The following is a 24,810-nucleotide window of genomic DNA, read 5'->3' on the forward strand; positions in this document are numbered from 1 at the left end:
TTCATCGATCCCGGCCCGCCTGCCGACAGGACAAGGTGCGGCTAGTAGCTCGAAGGCGTCCCCGATGCCGGATGGCCGGGGCATCCGCGCTCGCGAACGGCTAGGCCTGGTCCCGCCTTCGCCCACCCAGTCTGTTCCGGCCGGCATGGGCCCGGATCCGGCATGACCGTGATGGCGCCGGGTGGATGAGTTCGTTGCAGCCCCTCTATCTGCGGCCCCGCACACGCGCCGATCTGGCAGCCGGCCTCGCGGCTCACCATGGCGATTATGCCCTGCTGGCCGGTGGCCAGACGCTGGTTCCGCTGCTGCAGAAGAATCCCGGCAAAGTCGGTGCCATCATCGATCTTCGCCACGTCGAGGGCCTGTCCGATGTGCATGAGGGCGATGCGGAGGTGACGCTCGGCGCGATGGTCACGCTCGCCGAGGCACAGGATCGCCTTGCCCCCATCTTCCCCTCTTTTGCCCTGGCGCTCGCCAAGACCGCCAACCTGCCCGTCCGGAACTGGGCCACGATCGGAGGCAGCCTCGCCTTGTTCGACACTGCGTCCGAGGCATGGACCTTCCTTCACGCTTATGATGCGGACATGATCCTGCTCGGCCCGGAGGGCGAGGCAAGACGGCCGGTGGCGCTAGGTGCCATTCCGCCCGGATTTGCGCTGACGGCGATCGCCATCGGGCGTCCGTCACCCGGCGAAGCGGCCGGCTTCGCGGAGATATTGCGGCGGCGCTCCGGCGGCCGCGCCTTGGCCATGGGCTTTGCTCGCAGTAACGCTGGCGGGCAGGTGACGGTCACCGTCAGCGGCAGCGGCATTCCTCCCACCCGGCTGGGGTCCTTTGGCCAAATCGCAGGCAAGGCCCTGGTCGATTCGATCAGCAAGACAGGCGCCGCTCCGGCCGTGCGCGCGTGGCTCCTGGCGGCGGCGCGACGTGCCCTCGCGAACTTGACGGAGGCGCAGGACCCTTCATGACCGTTACCATTTCCTGCACCGTCAACGGCCGCCAGGTCGTACTGGAAACCGAGCCGACCAGCCGCCTCTCCGACATGCTGCGCGACGATCTGCTGCTGACGGGGACCAATATCGGCTGCGAAGAGGGCGTCTGCGGCGCCTGCACCGTCCTCGTCGACGGGAAGTCGGCGCGTTCCTGCCTGCTGCTTGCAGCGCAATGTGAAGGAGCGGCGATCGAGACGGTGGAAGGACTGCGCGATGCAGGCGCTCCGCCCACGCCGGCCCAGGCGGCCTTGCATAGGCACGACGCCTTTCAGTGCGGCTATTGCACCTCGGGATTCCTGATGGTGATCGAGGAGATGATGCGCGCCAATCGCGTGGCGCCGCTGGCGCAGGCGGAAGTCGACGACAGGCTGACTTCCGTGCTCTGCCGATGCACCGGCTATCTGCCGATCCGCCGGGCCGTGCGGACGCTGCTGGACGGCGACCGGTGACCGCCCGCAACGATGCTCTCGCCCGGCCGCGAGCCTGGCGTTTCGCCAACGGCGAGGGCCGCTATGTGGCCGACCTCGGGACGGCCGGAATGCTGCATGCCGCGTTCGTGCGGAGCACCCAGGCTCATGCCGACATCCTGTCGATTAACTGCGACGCCGCATCCCGCGTGCCGGGCGTGCGGCTGGTCCTGACCGGTGCCGATTATCTGCCTTTCTCCGATGCGCCGCCGATCATCTGGGATGTGGCGGGGCAGCGCCGCTCGGGTAAGCGCGCGCTTGCCGCCGGTCGCGTGCGTCATGTCGGCGAAGCGGTCGCGGTAGTGGTCGCGGACAGGATCGAGACGGCGCGCGAAGCGGCCGCCCTCGTGACGATTGCCTATGCCGCGCGCCCGGTGGTGGTTTCGATGGAACAGGCGCTGCATCCGGACGCGCCGCTTCTTTACGACGATTGGCCCGACAATGTCGTGGCGCAAGGCCATTGGGAGGCTGGCGACGTGGCATCCGCGTTCGCGGGCGCGGAAACGATCGTCAAAGGTTCCTATATCTCTTCGCGGCTGATCCCGCTGTCACTGGAGGGACGCGCCGTCATCGCCGCATTCGAGCCTTCGCGCGACGGCGTGACGGTCACGACCTCTACCCAGGCGCCTCATCAGGTGCGCGAGGCGATCGCTTCCTGCCTGCGCGTCCCCGAACATGCCATTCGCGTGGTCGTGCCCGACGTCGGCGGCGCCTTCGGCTTGAAATCCTGCGCTTATGGCGAGGAAGTGCTCCTCGCCCATCTCGCCTTGCGGCTCCGCGCGACCGTGCGGTGGATCGAGCGGCGCGAAGAAGCCTTCGTCGGATCGGTCCACGGTCGGGACGAGCAGGTGGACCTGGAACTGGCGCTCGCGCGGGATGGTGCGATCCTCGGACTTTGCGCCGGCATCCTCCAGGACAAGGGTTCGGAACCCTATGCGACTTCGGTCGGAGCGGCATGGGCAGGAGCGATGCTGATGAGCAGCCTCTATCGCATTCCCAATATTCGCATCGACGCTCGCGTGGTGGTCACCAACAAGACGCCCACCGGGGCCTATCGCGGTTATGGCGTCCCCGAGGTCAATTTCGCGCTTGAACGCGGTTTGGACGAGGCGGCGCGGGTGCTGGGGATGGACCCGGCCGAAATCCGCCGCCGCAATTTCGTCCCGCCCAAAGCCATGCCGTACATGGCGCCGCAGGGTCTCGTGCTGGACAGCGGCCGCTATGCGGACATGCTCGACCTGGCCCTTGCCGGCTTCGACTGGGCAGGGGAGAGGCAGGCGGCCGCCCAGGCGCGGGCCGAAGGGCGGAAGGTCGGTGTCGGCCTCTCGGCTTATGCGGAACCGACCAATATGGGGCCGTCCAAATTGTGCGGCATGATCGGGATCAACGCGGGTGGTTTCGACGTCGCCAATGTCCGGATGGAGCCGTCCGGCCACATCGTCGTCTTCACCGGCCAGACGCCTATGGGGCAGGGCGTGGAGGCGTCCCTCGCTCGGATCTGCGCCGAGGAGCTGACCGTCCCGGTCGAGGACGTCACCATCGTTCATGGCGACACCCAATCCTGCGCCTATACCGGCTATGGCAGCGGCGGAAGCCGCGGCACCGGAGTCGGCGGATCCTCGGTGATGCTGGCGGCGGGCAAGGTCCGGCAGAAACTGATCCGGATCGCGGCCCATATGCTGAACCGTCCTGCCGACACGCTGATCCTTTCGCAGGGTGGCGTCCAGGTCGCGGATGATCCCGGCCAGCGCGTGCCGATATCGGCGATCGCCCGCGCCGCTTATCATGCCCACGATCTGCCCGACGGCGTGGAGCCTGGCATCGAGGAGCGCGCGACCTTCGATCCGCAATCGCTCGCCATCACCTATGGCGTAGCGCTGGTGCGGCTCGAGGTCGATCCGGAGACCGGCGTCGTCGACGTCCAGCGCATCCTGTTCGGCCATGATTGCGGCCGGCAGATCAGCCCGGCCCTGGTCGAAGGGCAGGTCGTTGGCGGCATCGCCCAGGGCATCGGAGCGGCCTTGTACGAGGAGTTTCCGTACGACGCGGACGGACGTCCGCTGACGACCAGCATGCGCGATTATGAGCTGGTCCAGGCGTTGGACATACCGGATATCGAGCTGGTTCATCTTGAAACGCCTTCGCCCTTCTTTCCCAATGGCGCCAAGGGCGTGGGCGAGAGCGGGGTCATACCGACGCCGGCGGCGATCGCCAATGCCCTCCGGGACGCCCTCGGGTCGGACGCGCCTCCCGACATTTTCAATCGCGTGCCGGTCCGCGCGGAGCGTCTGATCGCTCCGGAGCTGCTGACCCGATTTTCGACCAACCCTGAAGAGCCGAAGGAATAGTCATGAACCAACCCGATCGATCCGCCGACGAAGCGCGAATCCTCGAAATCGTCGATACCATGTTCGATGCGATCAGCTGGTCGGAAGGCTCCCCGCCGGATTTTGATCGCTTCAGCGCCGCCGTCATGGCCGAGGCCGTCCTGGTCCCGGCTGCCCGCCCCGCGGCGACCACCGATATCGCAAGCTTCGTCAAACGCATGAGCGGCCTCCATGCGGACGGGGCGATGAAGACCTTCACCGAAAAGGCGACGAAGACGCAGATCCGCATATTCGGCAATATCGCGGTCGCGATCGGAGGCTTCGAGGCGATTGCGGACGGGTCACCCGGACGCGGCGCGAACGTTTTCCTGTTGGTCCGAGACGCAGGCGATTGGCGGATCGCCGCCATGGCCTGGGACAATGAATCGGTCGATAATCCGCTCCCAGAGGATCTGGGGTGACGGCCGCAAGATCATCGCCTTTTCGCAAGGAGCTGGATCCCTTGGCTCCGTTCGATCACGGCCCAAGTCTTGACGACGCGCGGCTTGCCAGCGGGCGCGCCGACATTCTCGATCTGGCGGGAAACGAAAATGCCGTCGGCGCGAGCCCGCATGTCGTCGATGCCGTCACCCGATGCGCGAGTGAGGCCTGGCGCTATCCCGACAGCAATTGCGGGGAACTGGGCCGGATGATCGCCGGCCGGCTCGGGATAGAGGCTTCCCGGCTCGTCTTCGGCACAGGCTCGGAAGCCCTGCTGGCCCTGATCGCGCGCGCGACCATCGAGGATGGCGATCGGGTCATCCTGTCGTCGCCGACCTTCCCGATCTACGCGATGCTGGGCAGATCGCTGGGCGGAGAGGTGATCGATGTGCCGCGTCGGGCGGATTATCGGCTGGACGCGGATGCCGTCATCCAAGCCCTCTTGCGCCCGGCCAAGCTGGTCTTCCTCTGCAACCCCAACAACCCGACCGGGACGCCGGTGCCGCGCGAGCATCTCGTCGCGATTGGCCGGGGGATCGGTCGCACCGGCCTGCTGATCGTCGATGAAGCCTATCACGAGTTCGCGGCGATGGAGCATCCAGGCGACACGCTTGCCGCACTGGATGAAAGCGGCGCCGACTATTTCGTACTGAGGACCTTTTCCAAGGCCTATGCGCTCGGCGGGTTCCGGGTCGGCTATGCCATCGCGCGCAACCCTGGCCTGGCCGATTACGTGCACCGGGTTCGTCCGCAGTTCGGCGTCTCCAACCTCGCGCAGATCGCCGCCGCCGCCGCCTGGCAGGATCAGGAGCATCTCACTGCTGCGGTCGAGGAGATCAGGGAGGCCCGTACCGCCCTCCATCGCGGCCTCGTGGACCTCGGGCATGACGTGCTGCCTTCGTCGGCCAATTTCCTGATGGTCGCCGATCCGGATGGGGCTCTCGCGAAGCGCCTGCTGGGCGAAGGGATCATCGCCCGACGCGTGCCCCCCGATCATATCCGTCTCACCGTCTGTCGCATGAAGGATGTACCGCGGGTGATTGGGGCTTTCGCGCGGACGGGAATGGATTAGGGTTCGAAAATTGGATCCGCACACCATCGAGGAGCTTTGATGGTCGTCGTCTCGCCTCTGCGTCCCGGGCTTTCGGACATGCCGGGCGCTGCTTGCCCGCCGCGTCTCGCCGCGTTTGCGGACGGCCTGCTGCGACGCAAGCTGAGCCTGCTCCGGGCGCCCGCCGGCTATGGCAAGAGCACCGCCCTCAAGGCCCTTCACGACGTCGAGGCCGCAACCTCCGACTTCGTTTCGTTCTTCGCCGTCGACGCCCGCGACAATGAGCCCGCTCGCTTTCTTGCCCGGCTCGGGCAAGTCCTCGACATTCCCGACCCAAGCGACCTCGCCTCGGCTGCAATGCTGGGCGACAGGTTGAACCAGGGCGGCAAGCATCTGCTGTTCGTCGACGGCTTCGACGAAATCTGCAACTCTGACGTCAGGCAAATGCTTGGCGATTTGCTTCGCTTCGCCGAACCTTTGCATGCCGTGATGGCGGTGCGCGTCGCCGACTTTCCCTTCCTGTCGCGCATGCGCTCGCGCGACGCCCTCGCGACAGCCGGGCCTGAACTGCTGCGCCTGAGCAAGATGGAAGCCATCGCCTATCTTGGCGAGCCGCCGGGCGTGGACCTTCTCACCCTGATCGATCATGCCGAGGGCTGGCCGATCCTGCTGAAATTCATCAGGGACGGTCTTCGTGCTGGTGATCCGGCCGCGTCGGCGGGGCAGGTAGGCACGATCTCTGGCGATTTGATCATCGACTTTGTCGAGTCCGAGATATTGGCGCCCCTGGAGGAGGATGAAAGGCGGCTGCTGATCGGCACGTCCTTGCTCGCCCGTTTCAGTGCGCCGCTTGCCCAGATCCTTCTGCCTGCCACGAATGTCGATGGGGCGATCGAAACGCTGACCCGGCGCCACGGCCTGCTGCATGCCCGGCGCGGCCGCGACCTCTGGTTCGAAATCAATCCGATCGTCCGCGGCGCCCTGCTTCGCCTGCTGAGCGCCGAAAATGGCCCGGCCATGCGGACGCTTCATCATCTCGCCGAAGGGTGGATGCTGGAACATGATGCCGGAGACCAGGCGATGCTCCACGCCTGCCTGGCCGAGGATTATGACGAATGCGGCGACATGATCCGGGAGATCGGCCCCGCGGCGCTCGGGATGCGCTATGGCCTGGGCGCGCTGCGATCGGTGCTCAGCCATATGCCGGAGCGTTTCATGGCGGAGCCCTCGCTGGCCATTTCGCGCGCGCTGATTTTCTCGAAGGAAGGAAGGGTCACGGACGCGCGCCGGCTGTTGGGCGAGGTGAGAAGCAGGATTGGCACGGTGCCAGGATTGATGTCGCGCGCGACTGCCGCCGATCTCAGCCTGCTGGAAGTGATGCTTCTATGCCATTCGGACCAGCAGCTACCCGGTGACCTTGTAGAGAGGCTGCGGACCATATCGGATCAGACGCCGGCGACGGATCTCATTCGCCAGGGTTGGATCCAGAACATGCTTTGCCGGATCTATCTGGGCGTCGGCGACCTGACGGCGGCCGCTGCTGCCGCGACTTCGGCGCAGCAATATTATGCCCGTTCGGACTCCTATTTCGGTGAATTCTTCGTCCATGTTCACATCGCCTCGGTGCGATCCTGGCAGAATCTGCCGCGCGAGACCGCCGAGCATCTCGATGCGGCCGAGCAGCTCGCCTCGCGCTATTTCTCCGACGAGCCGACATTGTTGACCATCGTTCAATTGCTGCGCGCCGAATATCAGTTCGACTGGGGATCCAGATGCTCGGACGAGGATCTGCTCGGCGCATTGCAGGTCGTCGAGAATAATGACGGTTGGCTCGATCTGTTCCTCAGCGGCTACCGCACCGCCGCGTTCCAGGCCTTCACCGCCGGCGATATCGATGCCGCGTTCAGCGCCCTGCGGCGGGGTGAGGAGGCGGCGGCACGCCTTGCTCTGCCTCGCCTGGCCGTCTGCATGCGCATCTTCCAGGTGGAATTGTGGACATTCGTCGGTGATCGGTCACGCGCCAGCAAGATGCTACGCCGAATTCGTCTGAACGGGGCGGGGGGCGGCGACGAGGATGCTTATTGGCGAGAGCGTTTGTCGCTCGGCATCGCCTCCAGTCGTTTGCTGATCCACAGCAATCAGTTCAAGCGGGCAGCGGCGTCGCTTGATGCGCTGCAGACGGAGGCGACCAGCCGCAACGCCATGCGCGTCGTCCGCAAGGCCCAGATCCTGAGCGCGATTCTCCTGTCTCGTTCTGGCCGTCCGCAGGCGGCCATCGATCTGTTTGCGGTCGTGCTCGAAGCGACCAGCAACGCTGCCCCCTTGCGCGCCTACGTCGAGGAAGGCGAATTGATGGTGCGTTTATGCGCGCTGATGGCGCCGTCGGCCCAGCGCAATCACCTGTCGCCGCACGGGCAGGATCTATTCGAGCGGATCTGGCAGGCGCTGGCCTGCTTCGAACGCCAGGCGGTGACCTCGGAGGCTGCCACCTATCTCAGCAGCAAGGAACAGCAGGTTCTCCTCAACCTTTCCGAAGGCCATCCCAACAAGGAAATTGCCAGCCGCATCAATGTCAGCGAAGCAACGGTCAAATTCCACCTTCAGGCCATCTACCGCAAGCTCGGCGCCAATAATCGCGTTCGCGCGCTCGCCATCGCCCACGAGCAAGGCCTGCTCTACTGACGACGATGGTCTCTTGCGGCTTTCGCCGCGGAGTTTCTTCCGGAAAACAGGTTCGAGCGGGATTCCGCTGCCTTCCGCGATCTGGCTGCCGGAGAGGCGCATTTTGGCGGCGCGACCTAACCGATCGGCCAGCAGAAAATCCGCCTTGGACGGCAACCATCCGTTTGGCGGACGCCCAGGTACCTGCCCCTTCATTGTCAGCAGTTCCTTTCGATGATCTGATGCCCTTCAACCTCATCGGGAGCGGATAACGGCAAAAGCGCATGGACGACCGCCAGCAGACGACGAACCGGTGCCAATTCCATCCTGGATCGCCGGCCCTCGTGCCGAGCGCTTCGGCAGCCCCCTCTCTCTCGCTTCGCAAAGGAATGCCTAGATGAATGTCCCCTTCAATCGACCGAGCGCCGGCAATCCCGTGAAGCGCCACCAGGGCAGGCATGTGCCGTTTGAGGGCGAGGACGGATTGTTCACGAAGAGCTGGTTCCCGATCTGTCTGTCGGCGGACGTGCCGGCAGGGACAGTCAAGGGCTACGGGTTCCTGGACGGCCGGATCGTCGTTTTCCGGGGCGAAGATGGGGTCGCCAATGTGACCAGCGCCTTCTGCCCCCATTTGGGCGCCGATCTCTGTTCGGGCGACGTGATCGGCAACAACCTGCGCTGCGCCTTCCATCATTGGTCCTATGACGGCGACGGGCGCTGCGTGGCCACCAAGGTCGGCGATCCACCGCCCGCGACGGCGCGGCTCTACAAATTCGTAAGCCAGGAGCGCTACGGGATCATCTGGGCCTTCAACGGTGAGGATCCCCATTACGACCTTCCCGAATTTCCATTTCCGGAGGAGGAGCTGGTCTTCCGGACCATCATCAACGGTGAACCGACCCATGTCGACCCGTGGGTCCAGTGCGCGAACACGCCGGACATGCAGCATATCAAGGCCCTGCATAATATCGTCTTCACCCAGGACGATCCGGAAGACATCGAATGGACCGATCATTCGATGCGCTACAGCTTTTCGGGGATCCATACGGACGGCGCCGAGATCGACAACGTCGTCGGTATCTACGGCACCTCGCTTTACTATCAGGCGACGGTCTATGGCGGGAAATGGTTCGGCTTCCTGAATCCGATGGGATTGCCGGCACCGGGACGGGCGCAGAATTACATGGTCCTGGCCGCGCGCAAGGACATGGGCCCGCCCGAGGAAATCGAGAAGTTCCTGGATTTCGTCGAACAGGTCGAAAAGAGCGTCGTCGGCGAAGACCTGATGGTCATGGCTTCGATGAAATTCCGTCCAGGAACCCTGACCCGCAGCGACAAGACGCTGGCGAAATTCTTCGACTACATGCGCGCTTATCCACGTGCGCATCCTTCGGCCGATTTCATCTGAACGTGGGGGATTCTCGCCCTTCGCGGAGACTTTGAACGATAGACAGCATTTGGGGGAGACGGGTTATGCGCACTGGGGCAGACAGGTTCGGCCGCTATCTGATTACCGCCTTGATGATGGCCACGGCCGGGCAAGCGGCGGCGCAGGAGCAGGTTCCGGCCACCGATGAAGGGGCTGGCGAAGCGGCCTCGTCGGTACCCGAACAAAGCGGCGAGATCGTCGTCACGGCGCGCAAGCGGGAAGAACGGCTGCAGGATGTGCCGGAATCGATCGCCGTCTTTTCGGCGGAGTCGATCGAGGCCGCCAATATCGAGAATATCAGGGACGTGGCGCTGAACGTTCCCAATCTCAGCATCTCCTCGGCCGAGCAGCCGGGCATCGCGCTCATCAACATACGCGGTGTGGGCCAGGTCCGGAATGGCGAGCCGCCGGTGGCCGTGATTATCGACGGGGTGCAGCTCAGCAACGTCAATCAGTTCACCCAGGACCTGTTCGACATCGAGCGGATCGAAGTCCTGAAGGGGCCGCAGGGCGCGATCTACGGGCGCAATGCCATTGGCGGCGCGATCAACATCATCACCCGCCAACCCACCAACGAGTTCGAAGGAAGGATCGAGGGCAGCTATGGCACGGGCGACGATTTCGGCGCGCGGGCCGCGATCAGCGGGCCGATAATCGCCGACAAATTGCTGTTCCGCCTTTCCGGATCGTTTCGCTCCTTCGATGGCGACATCACCAACGAAACGCTCGACCAAAAGGTCAATTTCGAGGATTCCAACAGCATCCGCTTGAGCCTGCTGGCACGGCCGAGCGACGATCTGACGATCGACATTCGCGGCTCGCGCAGCGAGAATCAAAGCGGCGCGGCTTTCTATTCCTACGTGCCGCCCGGGGCGCAGCGCACGGACCTGCTGCCGATTACGGGCGACATATTGGGCGAGGTGGATCGCACCCTCTACGACGCTTCGGTGAAGGTGGAATATCGGGCGCCCTTCGCGACCCTGACGTCGATATCCGCTTACACACGGACGAAATTCGCGCTGGTCGAGGATTTCGATTTCCTGCCGTTCGACTTCCTGTCGGGCGAACAAAGGTTCAAGTCCGATGCCTGGAGCCAGGAGCTTCGCGCCTCGTCTGATGACGGCCCCGTCGACTGGATGTTCGGTGTCTATCTCCTGAAGACGGATTCGACGCTGGACAGCGAGATTTATGCGCGGCCCGGTGCCGGGGGCGTCCTGTTCCCGTTCCCGATCCCGGCCCCGATGCTGTTCGTCGCCACCCGCTCGACGGATGACAATCTCGCCTATGCGGGTTTCGGCAATGTTTCGTTCCGGCCGTTGCCCAAGCTCGAAATCTCGGTCGGCGCCCGCTATGACGTCGACGAGCGCAAGCAGCTGGACCGGGCCGCGCCGGGCCAGCCCACCTATGAAGCGACTTTCAAATCGTTCCAGCCCAAGGCCTCGCTCACTTTCTTCGCGAGCGACGCGGTCAATCTCTATGCGTCGGCCGGAAAAGGCTTCCGCAGCGGCGGCTTCAATCCCAGCGACCGGATCACGCGCCGTTACAAATCGGAGGAAAATCTTAGCTATGAAGCCGGCATCAAGACGAGCTGGCTCGATCGCCGGCTGACGTTCAACGCGGCTGCTTTCTATACCGATGTCGACGATCGGCAGATCTATTTGTTCGATCAGGTCACGGGATCGCAGATCATCACCAATCCGATCCCCAAATCCAGGATCGTCGGTGTCGAATTCGATCTGTCGGCGCGGCCGGTTCCCGGCCTCGACATTTCCTTGTCCGGCGGACTGCTGGATAGCGACATCCGCCGCTACGATACGGATGTCTTCGCCGGCCTCCCTGCCGAAGGCGACTTCACGGGCAACGAGCTTCCGCAAGTGCCCAACTGGTCTTATGCCGCGGCGGTCCAATACCGGATTCCGGCGGGATCGGATCTCACGATCACGCCAAGGCTCGAGGCCAATGGACGAGGGGGCGATTTCTATTGGGAAGTCGACAATCGCGACAAGCGCGGCGCCGTTCACCTGGTCAACGCCCGCTTGAGCTTCGACTATCGCAATTTCGGCGTGACCGCCTTCGTCGAAAATCTGTTCGACGAGGAATATCTGGTGGACGTGGTGGCGCAAAGGTTCAGCGGAGCGCCGCTCGGCGACTATAATATGCGCTCTCCGGGCCGGCGTTTCGGCGTCATTGCGCGCGCGAAATTTTAGAACGGATGATGACTCTCCCGTCCCGCTCGGTTGTCGTCACCGGCGCATCGAGCGGGATCGGACGTGCCACCGCAACCCTGCTTGCCGACGAAGGCATGCTGGTCTTCGCCGGGGTGCGGCGGGAGGCGGATCTGGAATCGCTTGGCGAATCGGCTCCCCCCAATCTCGTCCCGATCCTGCTCGATGTCACCGATGACGGGGCGGTGGCGGCGGCGGCGAGGGCGGTGGAGACCTATCTGGGCAATCAGCGCCTCCATGGATTGGTGAACAATGCCGGGCTCGCGACCTTCGGCCCTCTCGCGGTGCAGCCGCTGGACAGCTGGAGCGAGCAGATCCAGGTCAATCTTGTCGGGACGCTCCGGGTAACCCAGGCGCTGCTGCCTTTGCTTGGCACGGACCCGGGGCGAAGCGGGGCGCCGGGCAGGATCGTCAATGTCTCTTCGGTCAGTGGCCGCATGGCTCTGCCCTTCACCAGCGGCTATTCAGCCTCCAAACATGGTCTGGAAGCGCTTTCGGACTGCATGCGCAGGGAATTGGAGATGTTCTGCATCAGGACGATCGTCGTCCAGCCGGGGCCGATCGCCACGCCGATCTGGGGTAAGGTCCACGACGTCGGCATCGCGCATCGCGGAACGCCCTACGAGCTGTTGTTCGAGCGATTCCTCGATGCGTTCGTGCGCGCTGGGGAAAAGGCGCATAGCGCCGACCAGGCGGCACGGCTGATCTTGCACTCCCTCTCGGCGCCGCGGCCGAGGCCGCGTTACGCTCTGGTACGCAACCGCCTGGTCAACTGGTCGATCCCGAGACGTCTCTCGGATTCCATTGTCGACCGCATCCTCAAAAGACAATTTCAGCTGTCCCGTTCGCCCGCACGATAAGCGGCGAAATCCTGTGCCGTGTCCAGGTCCGCGAGCTCGCGCTCGCTGGCACTGACTTCGACAAGACATTTAGCGGTGACGATGTCGCGCACCGGCACATCGCCGCGCGACGTGATCGCTTCCGCCATGCCGACCGGTACGATCAATGGAGGTGAGCGACGGCCGCTGGTGAAGCTCATTGCCGCAGCCACGGGGGTGACGGCGCGTGATAGCCGGGCCACGTGGTCGGAGGTGACGAACGGCATGTCCCCGAGTGCGATGAGCATCGCCTTTGGACGGTATCGCAGCGCCATCTGCAGGCCGGCCCGGATCGACGAATCCTTGCCGTCCGAAGGTCGTGGATTCTCCGCGATGCGAAAGCCTCGCGCGGTGAGCATGGCATGGAGCTGGGTCTGGCCCTGCCCGCCCGGCAGCACGGCGATCAATGCTTGGAAGGGCAATGATGCGAGCATGTCCGCCGCATGGGCGACCAGCGGCTTTTCGTCGAAGGAAGCAGCCAGTTTGTCTTCGTCGCCGAAACGCCGGGAAAGGCCGGCGCACAGCAGGATGGCGATCGTCTTTTCCAGCGCGATCATCTGGAATCCGGACGCCGGGTGAGCCTTCCGAACTCCTGGACGATCTCCGCCAAAGCGGAGAGCGCGAGCGTCGCCGGATCGCGCGAAGCGGGAATGAGGCCGATCGGCCCGGCGATCCGCGCGAGCCCTGCCTTCGAAATCCCCTGCTCCGACAGGGCCGTCAGGCGCGCGGCGTGCGTTCGCTCGCTGCCCATGGCCCCGATCCAGAATGACGAGGTCCCAAGCGCTGACGGAAGCAAGGCGATCTCCCAGTCATGGTCGTGGAACAGGAATGCGATGGCCGTCCATCGGTCGGCCGAGAGCTTCGCGGGCTCGGAGATGGAGAGCAGTTTCGTGTACTGAAACCCTCTCTCGTCGATCGCGCCGAACAAGGTCCGATCGGGGGAATGGAGTTCGGCGTCCGCGCCAAATGCGTTCGCCAACTCCATCATCGCCAGGGCCTCAGCCCCTTGGCCGAGGACGAGGATCCTGAGCTTGGGATCGTGCCGAACCGTGAATCGATCTTCGCGCCAGCCCGTCTCTTCGGTTCCGGTGGATGCCGCGACGGACAAATTTCCCACGACATCCATACTGAGCGCGGCCGGCGATCGAGCGAATAGGAGATCGGCGGCGTCGCGAAGCACGTCGCCCGGCGGGTCCACGCTGATCAGCACGTCCATCCCGCCACCGCACGGAAGCCTGACGTCGATGAATGGGGATCCGGTTCCAAATCTGAGCGGGCGGCTCCGCTTCTCCGCAATGGCAACCAGCGCCTCGGCCGAGATCGCGGCCTCGACGCAGCCGCTGGAGAGGGTGCCGGCCGTCCGCCCATCGTCCAGCACCGCCATATGGGCGCCGAGACTCCGCGGGGACGGGCCGGAAAGCCCGGTGATGGTCACCAGCGCGCCCCGCCGGCCGGCACGGCTGCCGCTCGTCAGGAAAGAGAAAATTTCGGCTGGGCCGTCCATCCAAACTCCATGTCCGCCGGCATGTTGCTATCGGCCTGAGGGATTCAGCATTGCCGGAACAAGAGTGGTTCGCAATGGCTTGTCGCGATGTCATTTGGCCAATCGTCTCTGAACTTCATGGGACAAGCGCTCCGAACAGGGCCGGCTTTGGTGTCGCAGACGGCTTCTCGAACCTCTCCTGCTCGGCTCCTGCGGCAGCTTCGCCCCCGATTGAGGGCGGACGTCGAACTGCGAAACGCCCGATTCGCCTAAATCAGCCGATGTCAGATGAGTTGGTCGCGGACCAACTCGTCGGAATAAAGGTTGAGGGTGCGCTCGAGCCGTTCCGCGAGATCGAGAACTTGCGAGGCATGGATGATCAATGGCGGCGTGATCATCAGCCAATCGCCGAACTTCCCGCCGTTGGTGCGGCGGGGGTAAAGGACAAGTCCTTGCTCCATCGCGATCTGGCCGATCCGGGCAGGCGAATTCACGTTCAGCGGCAGCATGCGCTTCGTCCGCTTGTCCGCCACGATCTCGATCGCAAGCAGCAGGCCGCGGCCGCGCACGTCGCCGATGATTGGCGAATTCCGCGCGATTTCCAATAATCGGCGGCGAAGTAGGTCGCCCATGGTCTCGGCGTTGGCGATCAGGCCTTCTTCCTCGATCGCGCGCAGTATGGCCGCGCCGGCGGCGCATGCGAGCGGCGTGTTCGTATAGGTCTGGGCATGCGGAAAGCCGCCCGATCGGGCGACCAGATCGACCATCTCGGCAGGCGCGAGCATTGCGCCGAGGGGCAGGTAGCCGGAACTGATCCCCTTCGACAGAGCGATCAGATCGGGTTTGGACTGGGGCCAGTGGTGCGATGCAAGGAAGGCTCCAGTCCGGCCCGCGCCTGTCAGGACCTCGTCGTAGATCAGGATGACGCCATAGGCCGAGCAGATCTCCCTGACGCCCTTATAGTAGAAATCGGGCGCAGCGCTTGCGCCGCTGGAAAGGCCGGAAATGGGCTCCATCACGAAAGCGAGCACATTTTCGGGTCCAAGCTCCTCGATGGAAGCGCGCAGCCGCTCCAGGCTATGGCGGGCATGGTCTTCGGCTGTCTGCCCCTCCGGGATCCGATAGGAGAGGGGCGCGGGCACCTTCATCGCGGGTGGCGCGATGGCGCCGAACAGTTCCTGCATCGCGCAATCGCCGGTAAGCGACATCGCGCCCAGCGTCGCGCCATGGTAGGAAGGGTCGTGGCTCACGAAGAAGCGCCGCGCGCTCTCGCCCTTTCGTACGGCATAGGTTCGCGCAAACTTCATGCAGGTTTCGACGGCTTCCGAGCCACCCGACGTCACGAATACGTGCTGGAACCGCGGGCCCGCCGCGGCCAGCAAGGCGTCGCTGAACGCGATGCCCGCCTCGCTTCGGAAACTGAGCGGAAAGGCGAACGAGACTTTTCGCGCCTGCTCCTCGATCGCCTTCAGGATAGCGGGATTGCCATGGCCAAGATTGACGGCCACCGGCCCCGAGGCCGCGTCGATATATCGCCGGCCGTCTTGCGACCAATAATAAATCCCCTCTGCCCGTTCCACGAAGGGAGGCAATACAGCACCCTCCGGAAGGAAGAATCCCTGTACCCCGCTTCGCCCGCCCCCATGCGTTCGGTGGGGCAGGCCTTGTTCCAGAGCGCTCCCGGTTTCTCGTTTCACTGGTCACCTGTGCCGATCGCGCCCCATGGCACGACAAAACTGACCATATAGTCATTTACGGGATTGTCAAAGGTGGCGGGCACCCTGGGCGGGTGGTCACTTGCGCCCGCGAAGCATCAGGAATCCTTCGACAGACTTGTCGAACGTGGCTTCTGGGTTTTCGAGGAACAAAGCCCGATGCTGGAAAAGAGTTATGGACTGAACCAGATAGGCCTGGTTGCGCGCGAGGCGCTCGAAGTCCGGATTCCGTTTCACGGCATAGATGGCGTAAAGCGCCTGGTCGAGCATTCCCCACAGGCAATATGTTACGAAAGTTGCAAATTCCGGGTCCAATGTCGTGTTGGACCAACGCTGAACTTCCTCGATATATCTCGCCGAAAGGCCCTTGAGAAAATCTGTCCAGATCTTCGTGATGCGCGGGATCGCCTCGGACAATTGCATCATGCTGCGATGCAAGCCGACATTCTCGCAGAATGTTTCGGCAAACCAGGAATTCAGGACTATCAACGCTGCATAAGCATCTTTGCTGCCATCGGCCGATGGCATGATCTTCACTTGGAGAGCGGTATATTCTTCGAGAACCTGAGCAACCAGATCCTCCTTGTCCGCGAAGTGAAGATAGAAAGTCCCTTTCGCCAGGCCGGCTTCCTCGCAAAAGGTCGAAATGGGTATTTCGTGATAGCCGCCGCTTTCCAGCAGACGTACGGTCGCGGCCTTCAGTTTTTCGCGCGTAAGCTCGTTCCTTCGAACCGCAGACCGCTTGATCCTGCCTTCGAGATAATCTCTGTAGCTGATGACATGGCTGATCGGGCCACCCTCGGCGACGGGAATTTTCATCCTGCCATTTGCCTCCTGTCGCGGCTTTCTGTCCAGCATTGCTTTCATGGCCGCATGCCCGCGCCGACGAAACGCGAGCGTGAAATCGGCCGCTAGACAAATGACCAATCGGTCATTATTGTGCTTTTATAGAACCGGCGTTGGTGGGGCACGGATCGATCTTCGGTGCCGGATCAGCGTCTAGAATTGGCGTTCGGGAGGGGTGACCATGAAACTCAAGATCATGCTGGCTTTGTCTGCTGCGATGCTGTCCAGCCCGGCGGCGATCCTTCATGCCCAGATGGCGGTCGGCGACAGCGACGAGGCATTGGCCGGGCAGGCGGACTCGGGTGAAATCGTGGTCACTGCCCGGCGTCAGGAAGAATCCATCCAGGATGTCCCGATCAGCATCAGCGCCTTTTCCGGGGAGGAGCTTGAATCCCGCGGCGCCCGCTCGCTCGAAGATATCGCGCTCCTCACGCCGAATATGACGTCGACGGGCGGAGGCTCCGGCAGCAACACCTTTTCCATCCGCGGACTTTCCTCCACGGCCAACAATCCCGGGATCGAATCCGGCATCGGCCTCTATGTCGACGAGGTCTATATCGGCAAATCCTATGCCTTCATGACCGCCCTGTCGGATATCGAGCGCGTCGAGGTTCTGCGCGGACCGCAAGGCACTCTCTACGGACGGAACACCCTCGGCGGCGCAATCAACGTGCTCACTCGCAGGCCCGGCGAGCAATTTCGTGCGAATGCCGATTTCACCTATGGCAATTACGATCAGTATCAATTGCGCGGAAGCGTCAGCGGGCCATTGTCGGAAGGCGTCTCTGCATCGCTCAGCGGCGTGCTTCGTCAGCGGGACGGCTATCTGAAGGATTTTGCGCGGGACGCCGCCTATCAGGACGAGGACCTTTGGGGTGTCCGCGGCAAGCTGCTCGTCGATCTGGGGCCGCGTACCGAACTGATGTTGATCGGGGATTATTATATCGACCGCAGCATTGACGGCATCGACCAGGTCCGCGCGGGCGCGCTGGAACCTCTCGACGGGTCTCCTTTGGAAGACCGGCGCGTAGGCACGAACTTCGCGAGCCGGTCGGAGCGGGAAAGCTACGGCATTTCGGGGCGGCTGAGCCACGATTTCGGCTTTGCCGAATTGGTGTCGATCACCGCCTATCGTGAAAACAAGATCGACGCGCTCCTGGACCAGGATTTCAGCGTCGCCGACATCTCCTTCACGGGACGAACCCAGGATCAGCAGCAATTCACCCAGGAACTCCGGCTGGTGTCGAAAGGACCGGATCGTTTCTCCTATGTATTGGGCGGCTATTTCCTGTCCGAGCAGCTTGCCGCAGTGACGATCGCCAATCTGGGGCCTGATGCCATCGGCACCAGCGAAACGTCTTTCACCCATGCCGATATCGACACGAAGGCCTTCGCCCTGTTCGGCTCGGCGACTTACCGATTCTCCGATCTGGTCTCTCTCTCCGGCGGCCTTCGCTACAGCCATGAGTCCAAGGACCTGATCTTCAGTCAGACCCTCACTCCGGGCGCCTTTGTCATGCCGCTTTTCGGCATTTCGATCGAAATCCCGCCCTTCAAGGACCGCTACAGGCAGGGTGCGCTGACGGGCGACGCAAGCCTGAGTGTCACGCCGACAGAGGATTTGCTTCTCTATCTTTCCTACGCGCGCGGCTTCAAGGCCGGCGGGTTCAATGCCACGATCACGGCTACGCCGCCGCAATCGCTCGAATTCGATGCCGAGTTCGTCAACAGTTATGAAGTCGGATTGAAATCGTCCTTCTTCGACAACAAGCTCAGGCTCAACCTCGCGGCCTTCCATCTCGATTATACGGACAAGCAGGAACAGACCCGTGTCGGCACCTTCTTCCAGATCCAGAATGCCGCGCGCGCGTCCAGCAAGGGTTTCGAAGTCGAGATTCTCGCAAAGCCCCATCGCCAGATCCAGTTGATGGGGGGTCTTGGCTACACCGATGCAAGCTACAAAAGATATGAAGATTGCGATCCTTTCGGCGCGGATTGCAGCGGCAACAGGCTTCAGAATGCGCCCGAATGGACCGTCAATGCCGCGGCACGCTTCGATCAGCCGATCGGCGGGAAGCTCAACCTCTTCGGCGTCGGCCAGCTAAGCTATACGGACGGGTCGTTCGTCACCCCTGACAATGATCCGCAATTCGTCCGCGAGCCGCGAACGCTCGTGAACCTGCGCGCAGGCATCGAGTCCGTGGACGGGCGCTGGCAGGTGGAAGCCTGGGCGACCAATCTCTTCAACGAGGTCGCGATCGAATATTCTCATGAGTTCCTGGGAACGGTCTATTCCCAACTCAATCCGCCGCGAATGTACGGAGTAACGCTGCGGACGGGATTTTGACGTCCGGTGCGCCGGTTCCATGCCGTGACTGACATGACCGGGCGACAGCTGCTGCGGCCGCCGGAATTCCTGTACCAAAGCGGAGACGCCGTTGCCGGCGGTCGTGCCGTTGCGGCGCGGAGATGATGTCGCGCTTGCGCCTGTTGTGCGTCACGGTTTCGGCCATCTTGCTGACGGCGCTTTCGCCGGCCTCTGCCCGCGAGATCACGGCCGAGACAGTCGCGCGATGGTCGGACGAGACATTCCTGCAGGGGCTTGCCGCGCGACGCTTCAGCGGAGCGGTCGTCACCGTCGTGAAGGACGACCGCATCCTGTTCGAAAAGGGCTATGGTTACGCCGATTGGAAAAGGCGCACGCAGGTCGATCCGGCCCGCACCCGTTTCCGCATCGGATCCGCGACCAAGACATTTACCGCCCTTGCCGTCATGCTTCTGATCCAGGACGGGACCATCGGGTCCCTGGCCGATCCCGCCAACAAATATCTCAAGCGCGCCAGATTGCCCGCGGTGAATGGGCGCGAGATCAGCTTGCAGGATCTTATAACCCACCGTGGCGGCTTTGCGGACCGAAGCTTCGGGATCGCCTCGAATGATCCTTACCGGCCATTTCTCTCCAGGCAGCAGGTCGAGGGACAGGAGCCTCCGATCGTGCGGGCACCGGGCGGTCGATCCGTATATTCGAATTACGGGACCGCGCTGCTTGGTGTCCTGATCGAGGATGTTACCGGCATGCCGGTTGCTCAATTCCTGGAAAGACGGGTGTTCACGCCGCTCGGAATGAACCGAACCTCCCTGGATTTTGGCGGCGCGCCGCGCCCGGATCTGGCCGTGCCCTACGCCTTCCTGCCGTCCGGAGCCGTGCGGCCTGTGGTCTATCGCGGAATTCACCCATTTTTCGCGCCCGTCGGTGCGGCCACCAGCACCGGGCGCGATATGGCGGCATTCATGATCGCGCAGCTCCGGGGCTCCCGCGGAGCGGCCACGCCGCTGGGCCTCGGCCCGCGGGGTTTCGATCGCCTTCAGCGCAGGAGCGCGGGCAATCACGACAGCGTCTCCGGCTTCGCCTCGATCTTCCTTACGCTCGACTGGGCCGGGAAAACGGGCTTCGGCCATGGTGGCGACTGGCCCGGTTTTCACTCCATCATGTGGCTGTTGCCCGGCGAGAATGTCGGCGTCTTCATAAGTCTGATGGCCGAATGGCCCGACGTGACTCCGTTCGATGCTCTTGGCGACAAGGCCGCCTTCACACCCGTAGCCGGCAGGCAGATATCGCCTCCGATGACGAACGTCGGCACCTTGTCCGCGTTCCTTGGTCACTTTCTCGGGCCCGACAGACCCGAGCCGGCCGAAGCTCCGCGGATTCCTCTCGATGAGCTGGCGGGCACGTACCGGCACGAATATCGTGCTTATGGGACGATGTTCGAGCTGCTTGACGTTTTGAATATCGGCGGTGCCGTCATGAAGGTCGAGGTGCAGGGAAACAACTTGATGATCGGTGGCCGGGGACCATTCCGGCCGCTTGGCGGAAATCTGTACTGGAATGCTGATCTGGAAACGCCGATCGATGGGGATTTCAACCAGACGCCTTTATGGGCATTCTCCCGCGACAGGACGAGCGGCGAGATCTATCTCGTGCCGAGAATCGCGATCGACCCCTTCGTGAAAATTGGTCCCTACAGGAATCCGGCATTTCATGCTGCCGCATTGCCGTTCATCCTGATGACCCTGCTCACCGGTTTCCTGGCCATGTTCTGGCGAACCGGAAGGATGGCATCGGGATCGCTTGCACGTGGTGCGGCCATCGGGGCGGCAGTTCTCGTGGTGGGGAGCGTGCTGACGATTCTCGGCCGGTGGGGCGGGGCAACCATAGCCGGCGATTTTCTGATGGGTGATCGGTCGCGCTTCATCATCCTGGCGACCTTCACGACCATGCAGGCGATCTGCTGCGCGCTCCTCGTCGTAACGGCCGCCAGAAATGCGAGGCGGCTGGTGGGTTCGGAGGGCCGCCCGCCACTTGCCGAGACGAGCCACCTTTCGCTCCTTGCGCTCGGCGGACTCGGCATGCTGGCTTTCCTGTGGGCCTTCAATCTGCTGGGGTGGCAATTGTCATGATGGGCAGGAGCATTGTCGCGATCCTTTGCGTGATGCTGCCTCAGCCTGTTCAGGCACAGATCGACCCTTTCGTTCATTCGGTGCTTGCGGCCGAAGCGACACCGGGAGCTGCGATCGCGATCGTCCGGAGCGGACGGCCCCCGATCATCCGCGGCTACGGCGTGCGGAGCCTTGAAACCGGGGTGCCGGTGGACGCGCACACATTGTTCGGACTTGCTTCGACGACCAAGGCCTTTACCGCTTTGGGTCTGGCGATCCTCGCCGATCAGGGGCGGGTATCCTGGGATGTGCCGGTCCGGCAATATCTTCCCGCTTTTCGGGTCTCCGACCCGGCAGTCGGCCGCGACGCTACGTTGGTCGACCTGCTGGCGCATCGGACCGGCACGGCGAGGGGCGACCTGATCTGGTTCGCCAATCCCGGTGCGCAAGGGCGCGAACTCATTGCCTTGCTCGCCGGTCTGCCCCAGGCGCGCCCGTTTCGCGCCGGCTTTTCCTACAGCAACTTGATGTACGCTGCCGCGGGCGAAGTGATCTGCGTTCGTTCCGGGCAGGACTGGGGCAGTTTCCTGCGCCACACGATATTGCGGCCTCTTGGCATGACGGACACGGTCGTCGACCGTGCGCTCCTGCCGCCCCATGGCAATGTTGCGGGTCTGCACGCTTTCGACGGGGAGAAGATGGTTGCATTCTCCGGTTCAGCGGGACCCCACAATGATGCGGCGGCCGGCGGCCTCTATTCCTCGGTCAGCGATTTCGCGCGCTGGCTCCAATTCTGGGTCGATCATGGACGCGATGACGATGGACGGCGCCTGGTCTCGCCCAATGCGTTCCAGGCGTTGACGACCATCCACATGCCGATCGCGGACCGGTCGCCGACCGACGACATTCTGCACGATAAGGATGCCCCCTATGGCTATGGCCTCGGCTGGTTCATCGGCGAATATCGTGGCCACAAGGTCCTGACCCATAGCGGCGGCGGGGAAGGCGTTTCGACACTGATATCCTGGATGCCGGATCAAGGAATCGGGATCGCCATATTCATGAATGCCCAGGGCACGCTTGGACGCCTTGCCATCCGGAATGCCGTATTCGACGAGGCTTTGGGGAAGGGTGAAAGCGACTGGGATGCCCAATTCCGGCCACTGCTCGCGAAGCACCGCGCCCGCCTGAATGCGGTCGCCGCGTCGTCCATGGCGGATCGGCAGCCACAGCTTCCGGCATCCCGGGGGTTGGCGGCTTATGCAGGTCTCTATGACGGGGGCGCCTTCGGCAAAATCGAGATCGTCCGCGACCGGCAAGGCCTCGTCGCGACAATCGGAGAGTCCCGGCGCTTTCGCCTCGACCACTGGACGGGCGAACGCTTTCGCGTGGTGATGGACGATCCGGAATTTTCCTGGCCGCTGCCATCTTTGATCAGTTTCCAGCCGGAAGGCGGCTCGGCGCCCAGACGGGTCGTCTTCGAAGCCGCCGGCCAATCGGCGACCTACGATCGATCGTCCCGGTGACCCGCTTGGTACCCATCCTTGAGCAGAGAGGCGACCCGCGCGTTCGGAAGGCCGTGGACCAGCGATCCGCCGCAACCCTCCATGGTCTCGCCAGCGAACAAGGCATTGATGATCGCCTCTTCCACGGCATCCACCGTGGCCACGGCGAAGGGATCCAGGGAGCCGGGGGGAATGTTCTCGACCCGATTGGAACTCTCTCCGTCCAGTGCGATCTCGGCGGCGGTCGAAACGGCGAGAAAGATGTCGCCGGACGTCGCATCTCCGCAAACGCCGAGCCGCCCCATGCCGAGCGCCGCGCGTCGTGCCAGGCGCTTGAGGCCGCTGGCGTCGAATGGTGCGTTGGTGGCGATGATGACGATCAGCGACCCGCGGTCCTGGTTGGTGAGTTCGATACCCTCTGGGAGCAGGTCGTCGATCAGCCGGCCGATCGGCGTGCCGCGAATGGTCAGTTCCTCGCGGCGTCCGAAATTGCATTGGGCGAGAGTGCCCACGACGTAATCCGCTTCGCCGAAACGGAGCTTGCGCGAGGCGGTGCCGATGCCGCCTTTGAAGCCGAACGCGATCATGCCCGTGCCTCCGCCGACGGCGCCTTCCTGCACGGGACCTTCATTCGCCTGGTCGAGCGCTTCGACGGCATGTTCGGGCTTCAAGTGGAAACCCCAGGCATCGTGCAGGCGTCCGTCGAAGGTTTCCGCGACGACCGGAAGGATTCGCGAGAATCTGTCCGACGCGGACGGCAGATGCTTCTTCGCCCACACCAGCGCACCATCCCGGGCGGCCCCGACGCTCAAGGTGCCCGACAACAGGATCGGGCCGAACAATGCGCCCGATTCCTCTACGAGATGGCTGCCGGTCATTTCCCCGGTGCCGTTGAACACGAACAGGCCGGCCGATATTCCGGATATCCTGTCGGGCGGCCCGAACACGATGGCCGAGACTCCGGTTCTTACCGCATCCGCCCCGCTACCCTCGATCAGGGTGCGATGGCCGACGCGGATTCCATCGACATCGGTGATCGAATTGAAGGGCCCTGCTTCGCCTTCGAACGGAACGCCGAAGTCGCGCGCCCGTCCCGTTGGGCCTGGAAAAGCCAGTTTCGACACGAGCAGCCCTCCCCTGAGATGCTGCCTGTCCGCAGCGATGGAGGCGGTTCTATGCGATCCGATGCAGGAAGCAAATGATCGCCGCCGAAAACTTCACCGCTCTCACCGGGATCATCGTCGCGCTGGTCGGCTTCGGCACGTTGCTGGACCGCACGTCCTTCGGACGGCAGGTGCCGAGCTCGGTCACGATCATGGTGATCGGCATCCTCTTGTCCAATGTCGGCCTCTTGCCGTTCGGTTCGCCGGTCTATGACGTCATACTTTCCGAATTCACCCCCGTCGGCCTGGTGCTTCTTCTTCTCCAGACGCGCCTGCGGACCATCCTGGTCGAGGCGAGGCCCGTTTTGGGGGGCTTTGTGATCGCCATATTGGCGACCCTCACCGGGGTCGCCATTGCCGTGGCGATCATGGATTTCGGACGGATCGAAGCCACCGTCGCCGGGATCTACACCGCAAGCTATATCGGCGGCGCGATGAACTTCATCGCCGTTGCGCGGGCGTTGGATTTCACCGATCCCAGTCTTTATGCAAGCGCGGTGGCAGCCGACAATGCCGCAGGCGCCTTGTTCTTCGTCGGGCTGGTAATGTTGTCCGCTCTGGTCCGCGGCCGTTCACCCGTCGCGGAACCGGCGCCGGTGCCGGATCCTGAGGAGGAAGCGCCGGCGAAGGTGGACGCGGGGCGGCTGATCCTTGTCGTCGGCCTTGCATTCCTGATCGTGTGGGCGTCGGGCGGACTGGCATCGGTACTCGGGATCTCGCAGTTCACGATCTTGGTGATGACGATCGTCACCATCGCCATCGCCAACATCTTTCCAGCGCAGATCCAGCGAACCGGCGGGGTGCAGCAGGCGGGCATGATCGTCATGTACGGTTTCTTCGTCGTCGTCGGGCTGGGTGCCGATTTCGCCAGCCTCGCCGGGCCGGCGCTGAAATTCCTCGCATTCGCCGGGATCGTCATCAGTGTGCACGTGGCCATCCTCGTCTTGTGCTGGCGCCTGTTCCGATTGCCTTTGCGGGAACTGTTGACGGCGTCGAACGCCTGCATCCTCGGGCCCGCTACGGCGGCAGGCATGGCCGCCTCGCGCGGATGGAGCGACCTCGTGACGCCCGGCGTGTTCGCCGGCGTCCTGGGTTATGCCATCGCGAATTTCATCGCTGTGGGTGTCGCCATGCTGCTGGGCTGGAGCTGA

The 24,810-nt window shown here is 63.4% G+C and carries 18 protein-coding genes; 13 read left to right on the forward strand and 5 right to left on the reverse strand.

Annotated elements, in window-relative coordinates:
- The first annotated feature begins 185 nt into the window (after positions 1 to 185).
- From RQX22_RS07540 to RQX22_RS07580, 9 genes are all read left to right on the forward strand, one after another.
- Positions 186 to 968 (forward strand): FAD binding domain-containing protein, encoded by a 783-nt coding sequence (locus RQX22_RS07540; RefSeq protein WP_315725147.1) that lies wholly within the window; start codon positions 186 to 188, stop codon positions 966 to 968.
- Entirely contained in the window at positions 965 to 1,441 is a 477-nt protein-coding gene (locus tag RQX22_RS07545) for a (2Fe-2S)-binding protein (RefSeq protein ID WP_315725149.1), read from the forward strand. The genes RQX22_RS07540 and RQX22_RS07545 overlap by 4 nt, the downstream gene beginning before the upstream one ends.
- Positions 1,438 to 3,807 carry a xanthine dehydrogenase family protein molybdopterin-binding subunit gene (locus RQX22_RS07550; protein WP_315725151.1) on the forward strand — a complete coding sequence of 790 codons (2,370 nt, stop codon included), beginning with the start codon at positions 1,438 to 1,440 and terminating at the stop codon, positions 3,805 to 3,807. Before RQX22_RS07545 ends, RQX22_RS07550 begins: the two co-directional genes overlap by 4 nt.
- Before the next feature lie 2 nt (positions 3,808 to 3,809).
- Positions 3,810 to 4,247, forward strand: a complete 438-nt coding sequence (locus tag RQX22_RS07555) for a nuclear transport factor 2 family protein (RefSeq protein ID WP_315725153.1) — start codon at positions 3,810 to 3,812, stop codon at positions 4,245 to 4,247.
- A gap of 41 nt (positions 4,248 to 4,288) precedes the next feature.
- On the forward strand, positions 4,289 to 5,338 hold the full coding sequence (locus RQX22_RS07560; protein ID WP_315725155.1) for a pyridoxal phosphate-dependent aminotransferase: 1,050 nt from the start codon (positions 4,289 to 4,291) through the stop codon (positions 5,336 to 5,338).
- A gap of 39 nt (positions 5,339 to 5,377) precedes the next feature.
- The gene (locus tag RQX22_RS07565; protein WP_315725157.1) at positions 5,378 to 7,999 is read left to right on the forward strand and encodes a helix-turn-helix transcriptional regulator; all 2,622 of its coding nucleotides are present in this window, start codon (positions 5,378 to 5,380) and stop codon (positions 7,997 to 7,999) included.
- Between the two features lie 376 nt (positions 8,000 to 8,375).
- Positions 8,376 to 9,386 carry a Rieske (2Fe-2S) protein gene (locus RQX22_RS07570; protein WP_315725159.1) on the forward strand — a complete coding sequence of 337 codons (1,011 nt, stop codon included), beginning with the start codon at positions 8,376 to 8,378 and terminating at the stop codon, positions 9,384 to 9,386.
- A 65-nt stretch (positions 9,387 to 9,451) separates the two neighbouring features.
- Positions 9,452 to 11,614, forward strand: coding sequence for a TonB-dependent receptor (locus RQX22_RS07575; protein WP_315725162.1), 2,163 nt, complete (start codon positions 9,452 to 9,454; stop codon positions 11,612 to 11,614).
- Positions 11,615 to 11,619: 5 nt separating this feature from the next.
- Positions 11,620 to 12,492, forward strand: a complete 873-nt coding sequence (locus tag RQX22_RS07580) for an SDR family oxidoreductase (protein ID WP_315725164.1) — start codon at positions 11,620 to 11,622, stop codon at positions 12,490 to 12,492.
- Here RQX22_RS07580 and RQX22_RS07585 read toward each other — a convergent pair.
- The 4 genes from RQX22_RS07585 to RQX22_RS07600 form a co-directional block, all read right to left on the reverse strand.
- Entirely contained in the window at positions 12,465 to 13,067 is a 603-nt protein-coding gene (locus tag RQX22_RS07585) for a nucleotidyltransferase family protein (protein WP_315725166.1), read from the reverse strand. The two genes, RQX22_RS07580 and RQX22_RS07585, sit on opposite strands and share 28 nt — an antisense overlap.
- Positions 13,064 to 14,014, reverse strand: a complete 951-nt coding sequence (locus tag RQX22_RS07590; RefSeq protein ID WP_315725169.1) for an XdhC family protein — start codon at positions 14,012 to 14,014, stop codon at positions 13,064 to 13,066. The genes RQX22_RS07585 and RQX22_RS07590 overlap by 4 nt, the downstream gene beginning before the upstream one ends.
- 263 nt (positions 14,015 to 14,277) lie before the next feature.
- Positions 14,278 to 15,573: an aminotransferase family protein gene (locus RQX22_RS07595; protein WP_315725171.1), complete on the reverse strand. Its 1,296-nt coding sequence runs from the start codon at positions 15,571 to 15,573 to the stop codon at positions 14,278 to 14,280.
- Positions 15,574 to 15,786: 213 nt separating this feature from the next.
- Positions 15,787 to 16,527, reverse strand: coding sequence for a TetR/AcrR family transcriptional regulator (locus tag RQX22_RS07600; protein WP_315725173.1), 741 nt, complete (start codon positions 16,525 to 16,527; stop codon positions 15,787 to 15,789).
- 208 nt (positions 16,528 to 16,735) lie between these two features.
- Here RQX22_RS07600 and RQX22_RS07605 point away from each other — a divergent pair, with 208 nt between their 5' ends.
- The 3 genes from RQX22_RS07605 to RQX22_RS07615 all read left to right on the forward strand — a co-directional run bounded on the left by RQX22_RS07605 (position 16,736) and on the right by RQX22_RS07615 (position 22,517).
- On the forward strand, positions 16,736 to 18,901 hold the full coding sequence (locus RQX22_RS07605; RefSeq protein ID WP_315725175.1) for a TonB-dependent receptor: 2,166 nt from the start codon (positions 16,736 to 16,738) through the stop codon (positions 18,899 to 18,901).
- A 122-nt stretch (positions 18,902 to 19,023) separates the two neighbouring features.
- A complete protein-coding gene (locus RQX22_RS07610; RefSeq protein ID WP_315725177.1) occupies positions 19,024 to 21,012 on the forward strand; it encodes a serine hydrolase domain-containing protein in 1,989 nt (662 codons plus the stop codon).
- Entirely contained in the window at positions 21,009 to 22,517 is a 1,509-nt protein-coding gene (locus RQX22_RS07615; protein ID WP_315725179.1) for a serine hydrolase, read from the forward strand. Before RQX22_RS07610 ends, RQX22_RS07615 begins: the two co-directional genes overlap by 4 nt.
- On the opposite strand, the gene RQX22_RS07620 is transcribed toward RQX22_RS07615, so the two are convergent.
- A complete protein-coding gene (locus RQX22_RS07620) occupies positions 22,496 to 23,620 on the reverse strand; it encodes a DmpA family aminopeptidase (protein ID WP_315725181.1) in 1,125 nt (374 codons plus the stop codon). The genes RQX22_RS07615 and RQX22_RS07620 overlap by 22 nt on opposite strands.
- A 74-nt stretch (positions 23,621 to 23,694) precedes the next feature.
- Between RQX22_RS07620 and RQX22_RS07625 the strand changes: the two genes are divergently transcribed.
- Positions 23,695 to 24,810 carry a DUF819 family protein gene (locus RQX22_RS07625; protein ID WP_315725182.1) on the forward strand — a complete coding sequence of 372 codons (1,116 nt, stop codon included), beginning with the start codon at positions 23,695 to 23,697 and terminating at the stop codon, positions 24,808 to 24,810.

The sequence above is a fragment of the Sphingosinicella rhizophila genome (assembly GCF_032378825.1).
GTDB lineage: Bacteria > Pseudomonadota > Alphaproteobacteria > Sphingomonadales > Sphingomonadaceae > Allosphingosinicella > Allosphingosinicella rhizophila.